Origin of the sequence: Enterococcus massiliensis (genome assembly GCF_001050095.1) — a bacterium.
Taxonomy (GTDB): Bacteria; Bacillota; Bacilli; order Lactobacillales; family Enterococcaceae; genus Enterococcus_C; species Enterococcus_C songbeiensis.
In genome coordinates, this window is the sequence record NZ_CVRN01000007.1 from 376,617 (window position 1) to 393,608 (window position 16,992).

General features: G+C 38.4%; 14 protein-coding genes and 1 pseudogene. 4 read left to right on the top strand and 11 right to left on the bottom strand.

Going from position 1 to position 16,992, the window contains the following annotated elements; all coding sequences use genetic code 11:
- Positions 1-69: 69 nt before the first annotated feature.
- Genes BN1875_RS09110 through BN1875_RS09135 form a run of 6 tightly spaced genes read right to left on the bottom strand, consistent with a single transcriptional unit; the run spans position 70 to position 8,279 of the window.
- The gene (locus BN1875_RS09110) at positions 70-2,640 is read right to left on the bottom strand and encodes a glycoside hydrolase family 38 N-terminal domain-containing protein (RefSeq protein ID WP_048604537.1); all 2,571 of its coding nucleotides are present in this window, start codon (positions 2,638-2,640) and stop codon (positions 70-72) included.
- 24 nt (positions 2,641-2,664) lie between these two features.
- Complete coding sequence (locus tag BN1875_RS09115; protein ID WP_048604538.1) at positions 2,665-3,492, bottom strand: carbohydrate ABC transporter permease; 828 nt, start codon at positions 3,490-3,492, stop codon at positions 2,665-2,667.
- A complete protein-coding gene (locus BN1875_RS09120; protein ID WP_048604539.1) occupies positions 3,485-4,405 on the bottom strand; it encodes a carbohydrate ABC transporter permease in 921 nt (306 codons plus the stop codon). The genes BN1875_RS09115 and BN1875_RS09120 overlap by 8 nt, the downstream gene beginning before the upstream one ends.
- Before the next feature lie 16 nt (positions 4,406-4,421).
- Complete coding sequence (locus BN1875_RS09125; RefSeq protein WP_048604540.1) at positions 4,422-5,654, bottom strand: ABC transporter substrate-binding protein; 1,233 nt, start codon at positions 5,652-5,654, stop codon at positions 4,422-4,424.
- A 13-nt stretch (positions 5,655-5,667) separates the two neighbouring features.
- The gene (locus tag BN1875_RS09130; protein WP_048604541.1) at positions 5,668-6,567 is read right to left on the bottom strand and encodes an ROK family protein; all 900 of its coding nucleotides are present in this window, start codon (positions 6,565-6,567) and stop codon (positions 5,668-5,670) included.
- Positions 6,568-6,578: 11 nt separating this feature from the next.
- On the bottom strand, positions 6,579-8,279 hold the full coding sequence (locus tag BN1875_RS09135; RefSeq protein WP_048604542.1) for a class I mannose-6-phosphate isomerase: 1,701 nt from the start codon (positions 8,277-8,279) through the stop codon (positions 6,579-6,581).
- A 134-nt stretch (positions 8,280-8,413) separates the two neighbouring features.
- On the opposite strand from BN1875_RS09135, the gene BN1875_RS09140 reads away from it, so the two are divergent.
- The 4 genes and pseudogenes from BN1875_RS09140 to BN1875_RS13840 form a co-directional block, all read left to right on the top strand.
- The gene (locus BN1875_RS09140; protein ID WP_048604543.1) at positions 8,414-9,136 is read left to right on the top strand and encodes a GntR family transcriptional regulator; all 723 of its coding nucleotides are present in this window, start codon (positions 8,414-8,416) and stop codon (positions 9,134-9,136) included.
- Between the two features lie 33 nt (positions 9,137-9,169).
- Complete coding sequence (locus tag BN1875_RS09145; protein ID WP_048604544.1) at positions 9,170-9,766, top strand: class I SAM-dependent DNA methyltransferase; 597 nt, start codon at positions 9,170-9,172, stop codon at positions 9,764-9,766.
- 225 nt (positions 9,767-9,991) lie between these two features.
- Entirely contained in the window at positions 9,992-10,921 is a 930-nt protein-coding gene (locus BN1875_RS09150) for a cation efflux transmembrane domain-containing protein (RefSeq protein WP_048604545.1), read from the top strand.
- Between the two features lie 53 nt (positions 10,922-10,974).
- Positions 10,975-11,253 (top strand): annotated as a pseudogene (locus BN1875_RS13840) (helix-turn-helix domain-containing protein); the annotation flags it as partial.
- Between the two features lie 61 nt (positions 11,254-11,314).
- On the opposite strand, the gene pknB reads toward BN1875_RS13840, so the two are convergent.
- The 5 genes from pknB to def are packed head-to-tail and all read right to left on the bottom strand — an operon-like array spanning position 11,315 to position 16,988.
- Positions 11,315-13,450, bottom strand: a complete 2,136-nt coding sequence (gene pknB, locus BN1875_RS09160; protein ID WP_048604547.1) for a Stk1 family PASTA domain-containing Ser/Thr kinase — start codon at positions 13,448-13,450, stop codon at positions 11,315-11,317.
- Positions 13,447-14,187 (bottom strand): Stp1/IreP family PP2C-type Ser/Thr phosphatase, encoded by a 741-nt coding sequence (locus BN1875_RS09165; RefSeq protein WP_048604548.1) that lies wholly within the window; start codon positions 14,185-14,187, stop codon positions 13,447-13,449. Before BN1875_RS09165 ends, pknB begins: the two co-directional genes overlap by 4 nt.
- Before the next feature lie 15 nt (positions 14,188-14,202).
- Positions 14,203-15,558: a 16S rRNA (cytosine(967)-C(5))-methyltransferase RsmB gene (gene rsmB / locus BN1875_RS09170; protein ID WP_048604549.1), complete on the bottom strand. Its 1,356-nt coding sequence runs from the start codon at positions 15,556-15,558 to the stop codon at positions 14,203-14,205.
- Positions 15,551-16,504, bottom strand: a complete 954-nt coding sequence (gene fmt, locus BN1875_RS09175) for a methionyl-tRNA formyltransferase (protein ID WP_048604550.1) — start codon at positions 16,502-16,504, stop codon at positions 15,551-15,553. The genes rsmB and fmt overlap by 8 nt, the downstream gene beginning before the upstream one ends.
- Positions 16,497-16,988: a peptide deformylase gene (def, locus tag BN1875_RS09180; RefSeq protein WP_048604551.1), complete on the bottom strand. Its 492-nt coding sequence runs from the start codon at positions 16,986-16,988 to the stop codon at positions 16,497-16,499. The genes fmt and def overlap by 8 nt, the downstream gene beginning before the upstream one ends.
- Positions 16,989-16,992 lie beyond the last annotated feature (4 nt).

A 16,992-nucleotide genomic window follows, 5' to 3' on the forward strand; every position in this document is an offset into this window, starting at 1 on the left:
TCTCGTCGAAACAAAAAAGATAGGTCTGCGGGTAAATGGCAGAACTACCTTTTTTGAAAGGGTGTTTAATTAGTTTTTTATTTTAATTTCAAAATAACCAAAACTGTTTGGAGCAACGTCTAAATTAACTGTCTCTGAAAGATCAATTTTTTCAGTCACTTCGCCTGCTAAATCAGTTTTAAAGATTTCACTGACCTTATTCGTTACATTAGACAACGCCAAACTACCCAATTGATTGGAATAATTTTTGATAAATAATTGGATAGAATCTTCTGATGTCTTTTCAACTGACAGAATACTTACATTTGTACAGTCGACTTCCAATGGTAGTTGAGGAATCTCGTCTGTAGACGACCAAGAATATTCTATCGGATTACTTGCAGCATCCCCTAATTCTATTTGTTCTGTTTTGATATATTTAGTAAATGGTTTGATTATAAAATCATGTTCGATTTCATTATCATCTGTGGCAGAAAAATTAGTATCCCAGTAATTGTTATACAACCAAGACAAGAATAGCGGATGAGTCGTTCTATCAATACTCTTGCTTTCTCTTCCAAAAGAAAATCCATTCACTTGCATTAATGGGGCATCTGAACTCGCAAAGTATAATCCTTTATTTTTATCATAAAAGGCTGCACTATTACCAATTGTTACCCAATCTTTGCTCACAGCACCTAATTGTTCATCATCTAATTCATATAAAGTATCTGCTGATTCAAACACAGCTTGCCAATTCTTTTGTAGTGTCGTAGGAATTGTTAAATAATGCGCTACTGGTTCACTATAAGAATTTCTCTTGATACGCATGCTTATTTTAACAGTTCCATCAAAATCGTTAAGCGTTATTTTTCTTTTCACCCAAGATATGCTTGGATGTGCTCCATCTTGGATTGTTTCTACAACAAGTTTCCCATCTGATTGATAAGCAAAGGTTTGTGTCTTTCCAATAAAAGATGCTCTCTTCCCCTCCCACTGGTGGTTCCATACACTGATTGAATAGTTTGCCAACTCAATGTCTCGTGGGAAAAATGTTGCTCTTTCTGCTTTGTTTTTCGTCTCATCAATTGTTTCTACAACAAGATCGAAAAATCCATATTTGCTAGAGTCAACTAACTCTTCTTTGAGATCTTTAGAGAACAAGCTTTTAATTGAGCCGGTTTTTCCATCAACAACCAGTTTATAGTGATTTGTTTGATATTCAGCTGTTGAAATAACCATTTCTTTCTTTAAGCTTTTTTTCTTAAATTCATCCACTGGAATCGCAATCGTTTCATACGGTGCTAATTTCAGTGAAGGACCATACAAATATTCCGATTCCTTTTCACCATGTAAATAGATATTTGATTTGAAAGAGGATAGGTATGGTGTATTATCTAGTAAATATTGAGGTATTTTAGCTTCTTGAACTTGTACATGGGAGGATGTATTTGTCGCCGTGATAAATTTGATTTCCTCGTTTTGGTCCTCTACATGGTGGTATTGGTCAACTATTTTATTGAGAATGTATGCACTTTGAGATAAAGCATCAAAACAATAACCAGCTTTTTTATTTTTGCCGATAACAGCTTGCAACGAAAAAGAATCTGTCACTGAATTCGCAGCACCCCAAGTATGTTCATTGTAGATCAGCGCATTCAATAATGCGGATTTTTTTACTCGTTGATAATGATTGGTCACCTTATTAGAAAAAGCCTCAAACAAATTAGCTTTTTTAATATTTTGATTTGCTACTTTACTATATTTGACTTCATATGGTGTGCTTCCTGCCCCAAAATTCCAGAAGTCTGTCCAATCACCTTTTACAGATTCAATTTCATCAGTTCTTGATAAGAATTTCTTGAGCATCTCCGGTGTAATAAATTCAATTTGATACTCTTCTACCGTTTTATTAAATTCAGTTATTAGATCAAATAGACCAAAGTCGGGTGAATTGTTGTCTAATAGTGGTGGATTTGTTGCGGTTAAAATAACAAAATCCTTTTGGTAGTTTTTTTTATCAAGGTGATCGATATATTTTTCGAGTCCACTCTTCATAAGAGAAACGTCTCGTTTATCAGTTTCCATAAATTGACTAAAAAGAGAGTAATGTTCTCCTAAAAAACTAAGTAATTTTCTTCCACTTGGTGCTTCCCAATAGAATTCTTTCGGTCTCGAAAACGGAATTCCTCCAAAGTGAATGTTTTCTCCCGTCAAATAAAAGTCTACACCCGAATCCAGTAATATATCCGCAAAAGACCACGCCTGTCCATTAATGTCATGATTGATCGCAGTAGTAATTTTACAATCCAGTTTGTCTTCCACCACTTTTTTATATTCCAGCAATTTTTTTAATTGAAAGGCATCATTGAGTGGGGTTGTATGCATAGGCAATGCAGTAATCGAAAGCAAATTGTTCTTAACCAATTGTTTTACTTGATTAATTTCTTTTATTGTTGCATCTGCTAGCCAATTTACTAATGGCAAAGTTGCTTCTATCGTCCACCGAAAAGGATGTTCTTCCTCTTTATACTTTTCACATAACTCAATTGCTTGAGAAATATAGTCTTCTTGATGTTCCAATATTAATTCTTGAGGATGCGTATAGCCTAAGTCAAAGTGACTGTGATGAATGCAATAAATCTTTTTAATTTTACTCATGCTTTATTTTTTCTCCATTCTTATTTATCCTTTAACTGCTCCGTTCATAAAACCAGAAAGAACTTTTCTAGAAAAAATTACGAATATAATCAAGATGGGAATCGTTGATAATACTGATGCTGCCAATGCACTATCCATATTATTAAACAGATTATTTGTATACTTAACAACTAAGAGTGGGACTGTTTTCTTAGTATCCGTTTGTAAAAATATCAGTGGTATAAAAAATTGATTCCATATGTTTACTGAACTAATAATACATACAGAGAAAACAACTGGTCGTGCCATCGGAAACATAATTTTCCAAAAAATCTTCAACTCGCCAGCACCATCTAATGTAGCAGCTTCATAGAGTTCATCGGGTAATTTACTGAAAAATTCTGTCAACATCAAAACAGGCATGCTGATCGCTGTTCCCAAAATTAAAATTACACTTGTATATGAGTCCATCAATCCAACATTTTTAATTAATAAAAAGATTGGAACTATCCCTAACTGGACTGGGAACATCATACCTACAAGAAAGAAAACACGTAAAAATCGATTTCCTTTAAATCTATATCTTCCCAATCCGTATGCGACAAAAGATGAAAGAAGCACAAGTAGGATGACTGAAAAAAACAGAATAATAAGACTGTTAAAGAAATATTTTTCAAAATGATCATTAACAAATAACTTAATATAGTTTTGAATAGTAAATCCTTTAGGTAGTCCTATCGTGTTGGTCATAAAATTGGCTTTATTCCGGAATGAATTGTAGAGAAGGTATCCCAATATAAAAATGATAAACGCAGAAGCCAACCACATGACACCATTGACAATTTTTTCAACTACTCCTTTGTGTTTAACCATTTTTTTCATCCTTTCTCATTACAAAATACATTTGCAAGGTTGCTACTACAAAAATAATCAAGAACAGCACTACTGCAATCGTCGTACCCATCCCCATAGAATTTTCTGACAGATTTCCGCCCAAAGGATTGTTGTCTCCAAAGGCAATCCGATAGAAGAATAGACTTACAACATCAACACTTCCATCAACACCACCAGAAACACCGCCCAAAATGTAACTATAATCGAAAATAGTCATAGCAGTTATATATGAAATCAACCCTAAGTTCAAAATTGTATTTTTGATTTGAGGAATAACAATTAGCCAAAGTCTTCTCCAATATCCAGCTCCTTCCATATAAGCAGCCTCGATACTATCTTCAGAAACCATATTCATTGCAGCGATAAAATACATCATTCCTACACCAAAACCGGCCCATGAAATCATTAACCATATCACATAAATGCCGATACTGGGCATTCCCAACCAAGGTTGAGCTAAGAAGCTCAAACCAATCTTATTTAGAAATTCATTTACCAAACCAATATTAGAATCCAGTAACAACGTGAATAGAAAGACTATTACAGGCGTTGAAATAAACTGCGGCGAAAAAAGAACTGTCCGTAAAACATTGTGTCCTCTAGTTTTGGAATAAATCATATAAGCAAATATTATCTGTAAGGGTATCATGATTAAAATAGTCAGAATAAAGATGATCAAACTATTTTTTAGAGCATTTACTAGTTGGTTTAGAAGCACGGGATTAGAAAATAGCTCTTTGTAGTTATTCAATCCAACAAATACTTGTTTTCCGATGCCGTTCCATCTGAAAAAACTGATCTTTGCTGCTGAAATAATTGGATAAATTACAAAGAGACAATAAAATAGAAATCCCGGAGCAATAAACCATAAATATGATCTTTTTTGTTTCATAGTCGTTCATCCTCGTTTATTTTTCTAATTCTGCTTTTAATAATTCAACCGCTTGATCTGGAGTAATTTTTCCTTGCATTAAATCAGGTAAGATTGAAGTCAATAACAAGTCTTGAGGTTTTGATGTTTCAGTAGCAACCTGCGACAACCGATGATAAATATTCTCCCCAACCTCATCAAAAGAAGCCATTTTTGAAACTTTTTCATCTTTAGGATCGATATCATCAAGCAATGGAACTTCTCCGGTAGCATCTTCAATGATTTGTTGTGCTTCTTTACTATTCAAAAATTCAATATATTTAGTTGCTTCTTTAGGGTGTTTCGTCTTCTTAGAAATAGCATACGTATTGATGTTGTTTGGTCCACTTTGTGCATAGGTCTTTCCATCCGTCCCCGGTAAAATAAAGGTATCCACATTTAGACCACTTTCAAAGTAAGCTTTACTATTCCATGTACCATCAGGAATAATCGCTGCTTTTCCGTTCGTAAACAATAATTTAGCACCATTTCCATCTGTGGAGACAAAATCTTTCCCAAAGATACCTTCTTTACTATAGTTATAGAAATTATCAAACGTTTGTTTCAACTCTTCAAAAGAAGCAGTTGTTTTATCATCTACTATGCTAAGAATATCTTTATTTGCCAAGGCTGCCACTGTTGCTTGAATATACCAATAACGATCAAAGTCGCCATTTCCGCCAAGTGCAATCGGTGTAACTTCCGTTTCCGCAAGCTTTTGTGCTGCTGCATCAAATTCATCCCATGTGGTCGGTACCTTGATATCATATTTCTTAAATAGATCCACATTGTAATAGAAAGTAACATACGAAATAAAGGAAGGTAGCGAACTATAAACTTTTCCATTTACCGTTGCATAGTCGATCGATTCTTGTGGGAAACGATCATAGTTTTGATCTTCAATTGGTAAAATATAGCCTTCTTTTGCCATTTCTTCCATTTTTGTTGATTTATTTCCTTGTACCCAAAATAAATCCGGTAATGAATCTGATTGAAGAGCCACATTGATTGAATCTAAAGTACCTGAATATTGATAATTTATTTTAATATCTGGATTCTTCTTCATGAACTCTTCATTTATTTTTGTAAATGATTCTTCCTGTATAGCTTGGTTATCGGCATCTCCCCAGACGGTCAACTCAACCTGATCTTTGCTGCTATTGGAACTACCACAACCTGCTAAAGCCAATACACCTAAAACTCCTACAATAAGTTTAGTAAAGTTTTTCATCCTTCTTTTCCTCCTATTTATCTAAAATAAACAAACCTTCCAGTGTCCTTAACGTCGTATCTTCGCTGATTCTCACTGTGATTTTTTGATTTTCTTTTTCTAGTACATGAATCAGTGAGTCTTTAAAATAATTGAAACTTTTGCTTATTTGTCCGCCAAGCACTATTTCATCTGGACAGAAGCTTGAAACAAAGGGTGAGATTGCTTCTCCGACCGTACTTCCAAAATCATTAAAAACTTCTAAAGCAGCAGAAGTGTCTTCCTCTGCTTGTTTAAATAATTCAGCTCCAGTCAAATTATTGAAATAGTAATGCTGAATAATCTTCTTTAACCCTCTGGCTGACACATAATCATCAATAATGCTATCTTTAAATGGCTGATTATAAATCATACCTATTTCAGGTATCCCTTTTGTACCAGCAACAACTTTTTTATTTTCAATAAAGGTGGAACCTAACCCAGTTCCTAGCGTAAAATAGGCGCCTTTTTTTACCCCAGAATAATGATTCTCACCAAAAGCAAAGGCTTCGGCATCATTTTTGAAAAAAATCATTGCGTGCTTAATTTTTCTGTTTTCTTCTTTTTGTTGTATTTTTTTGAATTCCTGTAATAAATTGATCTTGTACAACGAAGCAAACTTTCCTAGTCCTTTAATCAAACTGATCCCATTCTCGTAATCAAAGGGGCCTGGAAATGCTACTGCGATCTTTTCTACATACCAGTCATTCTCATCATAATTAAAAAGCAAATCTGAAAATACATACTCAAAATTTTCTACTATTTTTTCCTTCGATAATTCTGATTTTGCTGGATAATAATGGATTTCTGTATATTTATTTTCAAACTCGGTTGAAAATAAAGCTCCTTTGATATAGGTTCCCCCAACATCCAGGCAAATTGATACTTTTTTCATCTAATCATCCTCTATCTAATGTACGCTTTCATTACCTTGCAAGGTTTATTCTCGTCATCTGGAGTGAGAATAAATTCCTTGATTGCCTCTGGGATAATGAACGTTTCCCCGTAAAAAACTTCAAACGGTTTAAAATCATCTTTTGGTGAGGTGATGATGATCCGCTCTCCTTCAACCAAATTAAGCATATTGACACTACCAGCTGTTGACTGAAGGATTGGTTTATCAAATGTCAGCCGACGGGTTTCGATAGCTTCTAATTCATGCAATCCTGTTTTTTCTTCTGTAAAAGTTTCTTCTTCATGAAGTATGGTGATTGCATTAAATAGTTCTTTTCTTGCAAATGTTTCATCGAACTTTTCATTGATAACATGTTTTCCATGATCAATAGCAATTGGTCGTGGCTTTCCGTCTAAATCCGTTCTTCCCCAATCCCATAGTTTAAAAGTGAAACGATTTGGTGTAGAGCTGATTTCTAAAACGACACAGTTTCTTCCGCTTGAATGAACCGTTCCCGCCGGAATCAACAAATGGTCATGCTTTTTCACCGGAAACTTGTTTACGAATTTTTCCGTATCAAAACTCCCTGATTCTTGTGCTGCCTCAAGGGAAGCAACCAACTCATCTCTCTCCGTTTGATCCTTCACTCCAAGATACACACAAGCATCGTCTTTACAATCCAAAATATAGTAACTTTCATCTTGAGTATACTTGGCACCAAATTTTCTATAGGCATAATCAATTGTCGGATGAACCTGTAAACTTAAATTTTGCCCATTCATTGTATCCAAGAAATCAAATCTAATAGGAAAATCTCGTCCGTATCTACCGAACACTCGATTGCCCAATAATTTTTCGGGATACATATTCACTAAGACCTGAGCCGGCATTTCAACTTCGACACCATTGATATTAGCAATAATACTATTTTCCTCTGGGACACCATCAAAACTCCAAGCAAGATTTATTTTATCTTGACCAACAGAAAATTTTTCCTGCATCCAATCTCCACCCCAAATTCCCGGATCAAAATAAGGAACCAAGCGAAATGGTTGTTTGGTAAATGTTAAGACCGCCGTTCTTAAATCTTCTGTTCTAATCAACTTAGGTCTGTCGCTAACTGTGGCATCAATATAATATTCACTCTTGTCTAACAAATAACTTCTTCTATAATCACCTGCAGGCCAATCAAAATAATACGCTCGTTTCAACTTCTCAGAGAAGCCTTCTTCTCTGTAGCCCATCCAATTGTTTAATCCTTTTTTATATCTTAGTTGAACCTCCCAACGTGTGATATCTGCATAAATAAGGGTATCATAGTGAATAATATCGGCTGCTCCCACGCCTATTACGATAACGTTTTCATCTATCGACTGAAGAAAGGGGTGCTCTTTAATTTTTTTGAAATCAAAAAACTCATTAAAATCCTTGTGGGAAAAGCGACCAAAAGACTGATCTTCTGTCAAATCATCCTGAATAATTGTAAAAATCTTTTGTTTTGAAAGAAACAAATTATCAGTATCAATCACTTTATACTCCGAGTAGTGTGTTTGGATTTCGTCAATAAAAATTTTTTTGTCTACTCCTGGATAGGTTTCAATGGCGATTCGTTTTCTATGCCCCATTTTCAATAATTCAGAAAAAATTGCTTTCTCTCCAATTGTTACTTCTAAAGATGTTGGTACTTCTACATTAGGACGTAATCTATACATAATTTTTCTCCTTGTATCTTTGTTATGACAATAGTATAATACTATTGTAAATCGCTTACAACAGTATTATGTGTACATTTTTAAACCTTGATACGTCTACATTTTCAGTTAATGTCATAACATTAGGAGGGCATATGAGAACTACAGCTGAACCATTATACATTCAAATTGCTGAAGAAATGCGACATAATATTCGCATCGGAAAATGGAGTGAAGGAAAAAAAATCCCTACAGAATTTGAACTTTGCGATGTTTTTCATGTTAGTCGAATCACTATAAGAAAAGCCGTTGAAGAATTAGTCCGAGAAAATCTGTTGACTCGAAAAAAAGCTGTAGGTACTTTTGTCAAACATAGAAAATTGCTTGATGATAGTCAAAATTATACAATTGTCAAAAGCTTTACTAAAGAAATGCTGGAATTAGGTATCCGCATTGAGACCTTAAAAGTGAATGTTATCGTTTCACATGCTGATTATACGATCGCTAACTTTCTAAAAATTTCACCGGGCGAAAAAATTATCATTCTAAAAAGATTACGTGGCATCAAAAATAAACCTATTGGGTACTTTATTACTTATTTCAAATATGAAGAGTTCTTTTCATTAGATATCAATAATTACAAAGAGTCATTTTATGAATACTTGAATTCACTGGGAATAAATATCACGAATAATAGTGAAGTTGTAGAAGCAATTCTTCCAACAAAAGAAATTTCAAGTATTCTAAAAGTCAGCAGCAGTACACCCATTCTAAGAAGATGTCGTTTTACTTCAGATGCGCATCACCATTTCTATGAATACACAGAATGTTATTATATCGGCAGTGAATACAAATACTTCATCGATTTTACTGCCTAACCCTATAAATAAAAACAAGATAGGAGTTATACCATGACCCAATCCATTTTTGATCACATAGCAGAAAACTACGATACACCTGACAGAATTGCACTCGCTAATGTAATTGCAAAAAAAGTTAAAGAGAATTTGAAAGAAACAACAGACAAAACCATGATTGACTACGGCAGCGGGACTGGCTTAGTCGGATTACAATTGACAGAGCAAGTCCACTCACTACTGCTTTTAGATGCTTCCGAAAAGATGACTAGCATTGCAAAAAAGAAGCTCGCACAGCAAAGTTTTCCTAACGTTCAAGCGCAAACGATTGATCTAACAAAAGAAAACAGTCCTGTAAAAACGGATATTCTTCTCGTTTCTCTTGTATTACTTCATATTCCTGACACAAAGAAGATTTTACAAAAACTTTATGATACTTTAGAAAACAACGGGCGTTTGCTGATCGTTGATTTTGTAAAAAATGAAGCAATCCAGCATCCGCTAGTTCATAACGGTTTTTCTCAGGACGAATTAAAAACCCAGCTGCAATCAACTGGGTTCCACTCTATTCAATACGATGTTTTTCATCAGGATGATTCTCTCTTTATGAATCAAGCTGCATCTGTCTTTTTGGCAGAAGCCGTAAAATAAAAAAGGTTGTTGAAATGACTCGCAAAAAAAAGTTGGACCAAAAAGCTAACTTTGGAGGGTTACTATAAATACAACTTTCCGAAGCTTCTATAAAACAAAATCATTTTTATTTACTATGTTTTTTAATAAAGCCGATTATTCATTCTATTTTAGATATTGCGAAGCTTCCTTTTCTATGTCAAAATGGTTATATGTTATTTAATTCATTTTTAGAAAGAGGTTCCCGTGTCTGAAAAACAAAACATCAAAAAATTTTTACTGCAATCGATTGTCGCTGGCAGTTTATATGGTAGCTTTGCCCTTGCCTTTGGCTTGCTCGCCCAGGCAAATGTCTTGCTTTTAGATGGTAGTTACACGCTAATTGGTGTGGCCATGTCCTTGATTACACTTTACGTTGCAAAATATATCGAGAAACAAGATTTTGACAAATTTCCTTTTGGTAAGGAATCCTTGATGCCATTGATTATCTTTGTCCAATACAGCATTGTTTTGGTCATTTCGCTTTACGGTGTCATGGGAGCGGTCAATACCCTGCTGCATCCCCCACTTACCGCTAATTTGTCGGTTGGTTTATTTTTTTCCTTATTTGGAACTCTCTACTGTTTTGCTTTTTGGTCTCGTTTCAAAAATCAAAAAAATAGCCATCCCTTTTTCAAATTAGAGATGGAACAATGGCGTTTTGCTTTCTTTTTTAGTCTGGGAGTTTTTTCCTCTTTTCTTTTGTCTGAACTTTTTTCCCTTGTCGGTCTGTCTGCAATCGGTAGGTATATTGACCCTATTTTTGCTCTCTTGATTACTATTGCCTTTATCCTCAAAGCAATCCAAGAGCTGAAAAAAGCCATTTTGGAGTTAACTTCTGCTACACCAAAAAAAGTTCTGCGGGAAAAACTGCACCAGCTGATCGACAGCCGCCTACAAAAAGAAGATATCGACTCTTACCTTTTACGAACTGCAAAAGTCGGCAATCAATTGATCGTTGAATTGGATGTAATCATTCAGCCTGATTCCTTTTTGGATACCGTGACTCAGCAGGATCATTTACGAAAAAATCTTCTTCAACTGGTGGAGACAGCCGCCGCTGATTGGAAGCTTTGGCTAAATGTCAATTTTACCGCCGACGTCCGTTGGGCAATCGGAGAAGAAAAGGCAAACTGATCGACTAAAAATCCTTTTCACTGCCAGCTATCAAAAAATGAACACAGCAGCAGTTAGGAGAACTCGTCCACGTATCAAAGGTTTCTATTTCGGGGTACGAACGGGGAGATCGCAGCCCAGACCGCGAAACGTTGACTGCCTTAGCAGACTATTTTGACGTGTCCATTGATTACTTGTTGGGACGAGAACAAACAAGTGATTTCTTTTCTGACAAGCAAAAAAAAATCGCCAGCCAAATCGACGAAAATACCACAAAAGAAGAACTGGAAGACATTTTGGATTACATTTCTTTTGTAAAACAAAAACATGCGAACAAAAAACAGAAGCCGTGATTCTTCAACAAAAAAAGTGAAGCAACAACCGCACTTGATGCGACTGTTGCTTCACTTTTTATTACGAACCTGAAGAATAAATAATTTTTACTGTGGATCCTTTTTCTACAGAACCGCTTGCCGGCTCTGTTCGGATTACTTGATCTTTGGCAACAGTTGAACTTGCTTCGGTCGATTCCGTATATTTCAAACCCAACTCTCTCAAATAGGTTCGAGCATCACTCTTGGAATATCCACTGATATCATCCAACGTGACTTTATTGGAACCGCTGCTGACAGTCAGTATGATCTGCGTATCGCCAATAACGACTTCGCCATTTTTATCAGGGGATTGACTGATGATGTTTCCTTCGTCGACTTTGTCACTGGCTTCTTCTTTGCGGGTAATCTGATCGTCTGAGATACCCTTGGCAGCCAGACTGCTTACCGCGCTTTCATACGTAGAACCAACATAATCCGGCATTTTGATTGGTTTTGGCGGTTCTTTTCCAAGACTCACAGTCAATGTGATTTTCGTTTGCCCCGGAATTACTTCACTGCCGGCATTAGGTGATTGATCCATAATTATTCCTGCATCAACCGTATCGCTGTATTCTTCCTCCTGCTGAATCTGCCCTTCTTCGATTCCCAAAGTTGTCAACTCACTAACGGCATCCGAATAGCCGTATACTTGGCTGACAAAGTCCGGCATCTCCACCGGTTTTACACCTTGACTGATGACCAATGTCACCGAATCTTCTTTCGGTGACACCTTTTCTCCGGCCTCTGGAGATTGGCGAATGACTTTATCTTTTTCCACTGTATCACTGTATTCGTATTTTGGTTCGATGTTCTTTTCAGGAAAATCCAGATTTTTTAAATCCGTCAATGCCTCATCGTAAGTCCAGTCCTCATAATCCTTCATTTCGATGGTTTCACTGCCGGAACTCAAATAAATCGTTACTTCAGTGCCTTTTTTCACAACATTCCCGCTGATTGGGTCCGTCTTGACGACTCGACCTTCTGCAACTTCATCACTGGCAATTTCTTCGGTTTCCGTTGCCGGGGTCAAGCCGACTTCCCGCAGTTTTTCCCGTGCAGCTGCTTCAGTAATACCGACTGTATCCGGCACAGCAATTTCCCGCTGTCCACCACTGGAAAGAAAGGCTACCAGTCCGCCAGCTAATGCCAAAATCAATAGAACGAGAAAAACCAATAACCATTTTCGTTTCTTCTTCGGTTTTTTTGGTTTTTTTGATTCTTTCGATGGTTTCTCTTGTGGCTCTTCGATGTTTGGTTCCGGTTCTTTCGTGAGCATTTCATCAGAAATCGGTGTAAGTACTCGTGTAGCATCTGCCATTGCATGAGGCTGCCAACGAGGTTCATTCAATCGTTCCGGTGACAAGACGGTATCTAAGTCTGCACTCATTTCTTCTGCTTTTTTATAGCGGTCCGCCGGTTCTTTGGCGGTAGCATGCAACACAACATTTTCCAACGATTGAGGAATATTCGGATCATACATTCTCACAGAAGGAATTTCCTCTTGAAAATGCTTCAATGCGATGGTCACTGCGGATTCCCCATCAAATGGCACATTTCCCGTCAGCATTTCATACAAAATGATTCCGATAGCATAGATATCCGACTGACTCGTTGCCATACTGCCCCGTGCCTGCTCTGGTGAAAGATAGTGCACTGAACCCAACATCGTATTGGTTTGTGTAATTGAGGTTTCCGAGAGTGCAATGGCAATCCCGAAATCGGCGATTTTGATCACGCCGTCTTCATTGATCAGAATATTTTGCGGCTTCAAATCCCGATGGATGATTCGGTGTTGATGAGCCAATGCAATTGCAGACAAAATCTGCTGCATGATTTCTACTACGGTTAAATAGGGAATCGGGTAATGGGATTGAATATAGCGTTTCAAATCCATTCCTTTGACATATTCCATCACAAGATACTGCATTCCATCCTCTTCGCCAACGTCGTAAACCGTGACGATGTTGGGGTGGACCAGCTCCGTTGCTGCCAGCGCTTCTCGTTGAAAACGGCGAATCGCGGTCTGATCATTTTGGAAGTCAAAGCGCAAAACCTTGACTGCAACTTCTCTATCCAAAATCAAATCGTGGGCCAGATAAACATTCGCCATTCCACCACTGCCGATATTTCCAAGAATTTGGTATCGTCCACTTAGTTTTTTGCCGATTTCAATCATGGGCGTTCTCCTCCGATTTCAATCAACAATACCGTAATATTGTCGACACCACCGACTGCATTGGCTTTGTCGATCAGCACTTGGATTTTTTCATCCAGCACTAAATCCGATGCCAAGACCTCCGTGATTTCTGTCTCGCTGACCATATTTGTCAATCCATCTGACGCCAAAAGCAGGTAATCATCTACTGCCAAGAAATGGGTATCCACATCTACCTCGACCTCTCCCGGCATGCCGACAGAGCGGGTCAATACGTTTCTACGGGGATGATTTGCCGCCATTTCTTTGGTAATCTCCCCAGACTTCACCAGTTCGTTGACCAATGAATGATCTTCCGTCAATTGGATCAATTCTCCCTCTCGGAAAAGATAGACCCGGCTGTCACCGACATGACCTAACGTAAACTGGTCATCAAATAAAATAACTGCTACGACAGTAGTGCCCATTCCATTCATTTGGGGATTTTCTTGTCCTTTTTCAAAAATCGCGGTATTTTCAGCTTGGATTTTTTCTACCAGCCATTCTTCTGCGGTATCAGAATCCTTAATGCTTCCCTGTGCCCAAGCATCCCCTAACTCGTGGACTGCTTGTTTACTAGCAACATCCCCTGCCAAATGACCACCCATACCGTCCGCTAACAAAGCCAACGTATAGCCAGCTTTATTTTTGAATACGGCGGCGTAATCTTGATTGGTATTGCGCTTTTTACCAACATCACTACGAAATCGAATTTCCATTGTGTTCACCTTTCGTTACTTTTTTCGAAGACAGCTGATAAAAAAGCCGTCCGTCATAAATTGCTGCGGATAAATCGTCAATAGATTTTCTTGAAGTGTCTCTCCAACGAGCTCATTGACAGCGACAGGAATTGACTCAAATTCAGGATGATCTGCCAAAAATTTAGCCACTACCTGCTGATTTTCTTCTTCTGTTACTGTACATGTACTATATACCAAAATACCGTTCCTCTTCAAGGTGCCGGAAACACTCGCCAAAATTGCCAGTTGGATTTTTTGCAGCTGCAGAAAATCTTCCGGTTTCTTATGGTATTTAATATCCGGTTTGCGGCGCATCAGCCCTAATCCAGAACAAGGAGCATCCACTAAAATCCGGTCAAAACTTTCCGGCGGGAACTGTTCATGGGCCTGCCGTGCATCCATCTTTTCCCCTACAACTACATCGTCAACACCTAAACGTTGCGCATTTTCTTCAATCAATTGGACCTTGTGCTGGTGAATATCCAAAGCAATTACTTCTCCACCCTGTTCGTGTTCCAAAAAAGTGGCAATATGGGTTGTTTTTCCTCCCGGTGCCGCACATGCGTCCAATACTTTGTGGTGAGGCTGCAATTGCAAAGCTGGGGCAACCAGCATCGAGCTTTCATCTTGTGCCGTCAACAATCCTTCATGAAACAAAGTACTTCCTGCTAGATAGCCTTTTTCTGCAACCACGCCATAGGGAGAAACCACGCTGTTTTTGGCGTTGATTTCTTCTTCAGCCAAATTTTCCAACACCGCTTCTCTGGAAATTCTCCGCAGGTCGACTCGGGCACTGACATGACTTGGGGTAAATAAAGATAAACCTAAACGACGGGTTTCTTCTTCACCCAGCTGTGCCACAAATTTTTGAGTCAAGCATTTCGGCATACTGATTTCTGTCGCCAAGCGTTGGATTGGGTCAGAAATTTCAGAAATATCTGCGACTCCCTGCCGCTGCACATTTCGTAAAACAGCATTGATAAATTTGCTCACCCCGACACTGCCTTTTGCTTTGGCGATTTCTACTGCTTCATTTAAAATCGCATGGCTGGGCACTTTATCCAGATAAAGCATTTGATACAAAGATAGACGCAGCAGACGTTGAACCCACGGCTCCACTTTTTTTGCATCTTTGATAAATTTTTTTAAATAAAAATCCAATAAAAGCTGACGGCTGATGGTTCCGTAGACTAATTCTGTCAATAAACGTCCATCTTTTTCATTCAAGCGACCGTTTTTGATGCCCTCATTGATTAGCAGATTGGAATAGGCGCCGCCTTTTTCCACCCGTTCTAAAATCTGCAATGCCGTGTACCGAACGGAACGTTTTACTTTGGGGGTTCTAGCCATTGACAACGCCTACCTTCTTGCCGACGGTAGCGGTTTGCCCTACCCCATTTAAAAATGCCTGAATGGTTTGTTTGGCTTTTCCTGCTGGCTGTAACTCATTGATTGCTAAAACCGTCTGCTTCCCGCAGGCGATCCAAAGCTGTTTTTTGTCACGATAGATAATCGTTCCCGCTTCGGCTTCTGTGGTTTCTTCCAGAGGCGTGACTTGCCATAATTTCCAGCGGGTATTTTCAAAAGTAGTAAAGGCAATCGGCCACGGACGCATCCCACGAACCTGCTGATCAATCTGGGGTGCCGTTTTTTGCCAATCAATGGCTTCTTGTTCCCGAGTGATATTTGGCGAGAAAGTGACCTGACTTTCTTCTTGAGGGATTTTTTCCAGTTTCCCGGCTATTAATTGTGGCAAAGTTTCCAACAAAAGATCCCGACCAACGAGACTTAATTTGTCAAACATTGAGCCCACATCATCTGTTTTACTGATAGGAATTTCTGCTTGGGCATAAATTCCGCCGGCATCCATTTTTTTGATCATTTCCATGATTGTCACACCAGTTTTTTCTTCCCCATTGATGATGGCATAATGAACTGGCGCCCCGCCACGATATTTTGGCAGCAAAGAGGCATGAACATTGATCGCACCAAGGCGGGGGATCTGCAATAATTTTTCTGGTAAAAATTGTCCGAATGCTGCCGTCACGATTAGATCTGGCTGCAAGCGGTCGATTTCCGCCATTTCCGGTGAACCGGAGATTTTTTCCGGCTGCAGTACTGGGATACCGTGTCTTAACGCCGCTTCTTTTACGGGAGGCGGTGTGATGGTTTTTTTGCGCCCGACTGGACGATCTGGTTGGGTAACGACCGCTAAAATTTCATAGCCCGCTGCCACCAAACCATCTAAAATCGGTACAGAAAAGGCGGGGGTGCCCATAAATACAAGTTTAGTCATTTTCATGTTCCTCCATGTATTGGTCTAATTCACTTTCAGGAATTTTGTCGATCATTTTTTCCGTAAAAAGAATTCCGTTTAAATGATCGATTTCATGCTGCATCGCCCGTGCCAAATAATCAAAGGCTTGGACCTCCATCTCGTCCCCTTCGCGATCGTAATAACGGACAGTGATCTCTGCTGCCCGCTCAACGGTTCCATACACATGGGGAATACTCAGGCAGCCTTCTACGTCAATGGTCGTGCCGTGGCTTTCAATGATTTGAGGATTGATTAGTTCAAAACAATCTCCTTCTTCGACTTCCACCAGAGCAACTTGAATCGTTTTTCCTATCTGAGGTGCGGCAATGCCGACACCATCATGAGCCACCATCGTTTCATAAAGATCATCTAATAAATCTACCAGCTCATCCGTGATGGATTCAATTGGCTGACAGGGGGTCTTCAACCGCTTATCCGGCTGAAGAATAATTGGGTATCGCATGGAC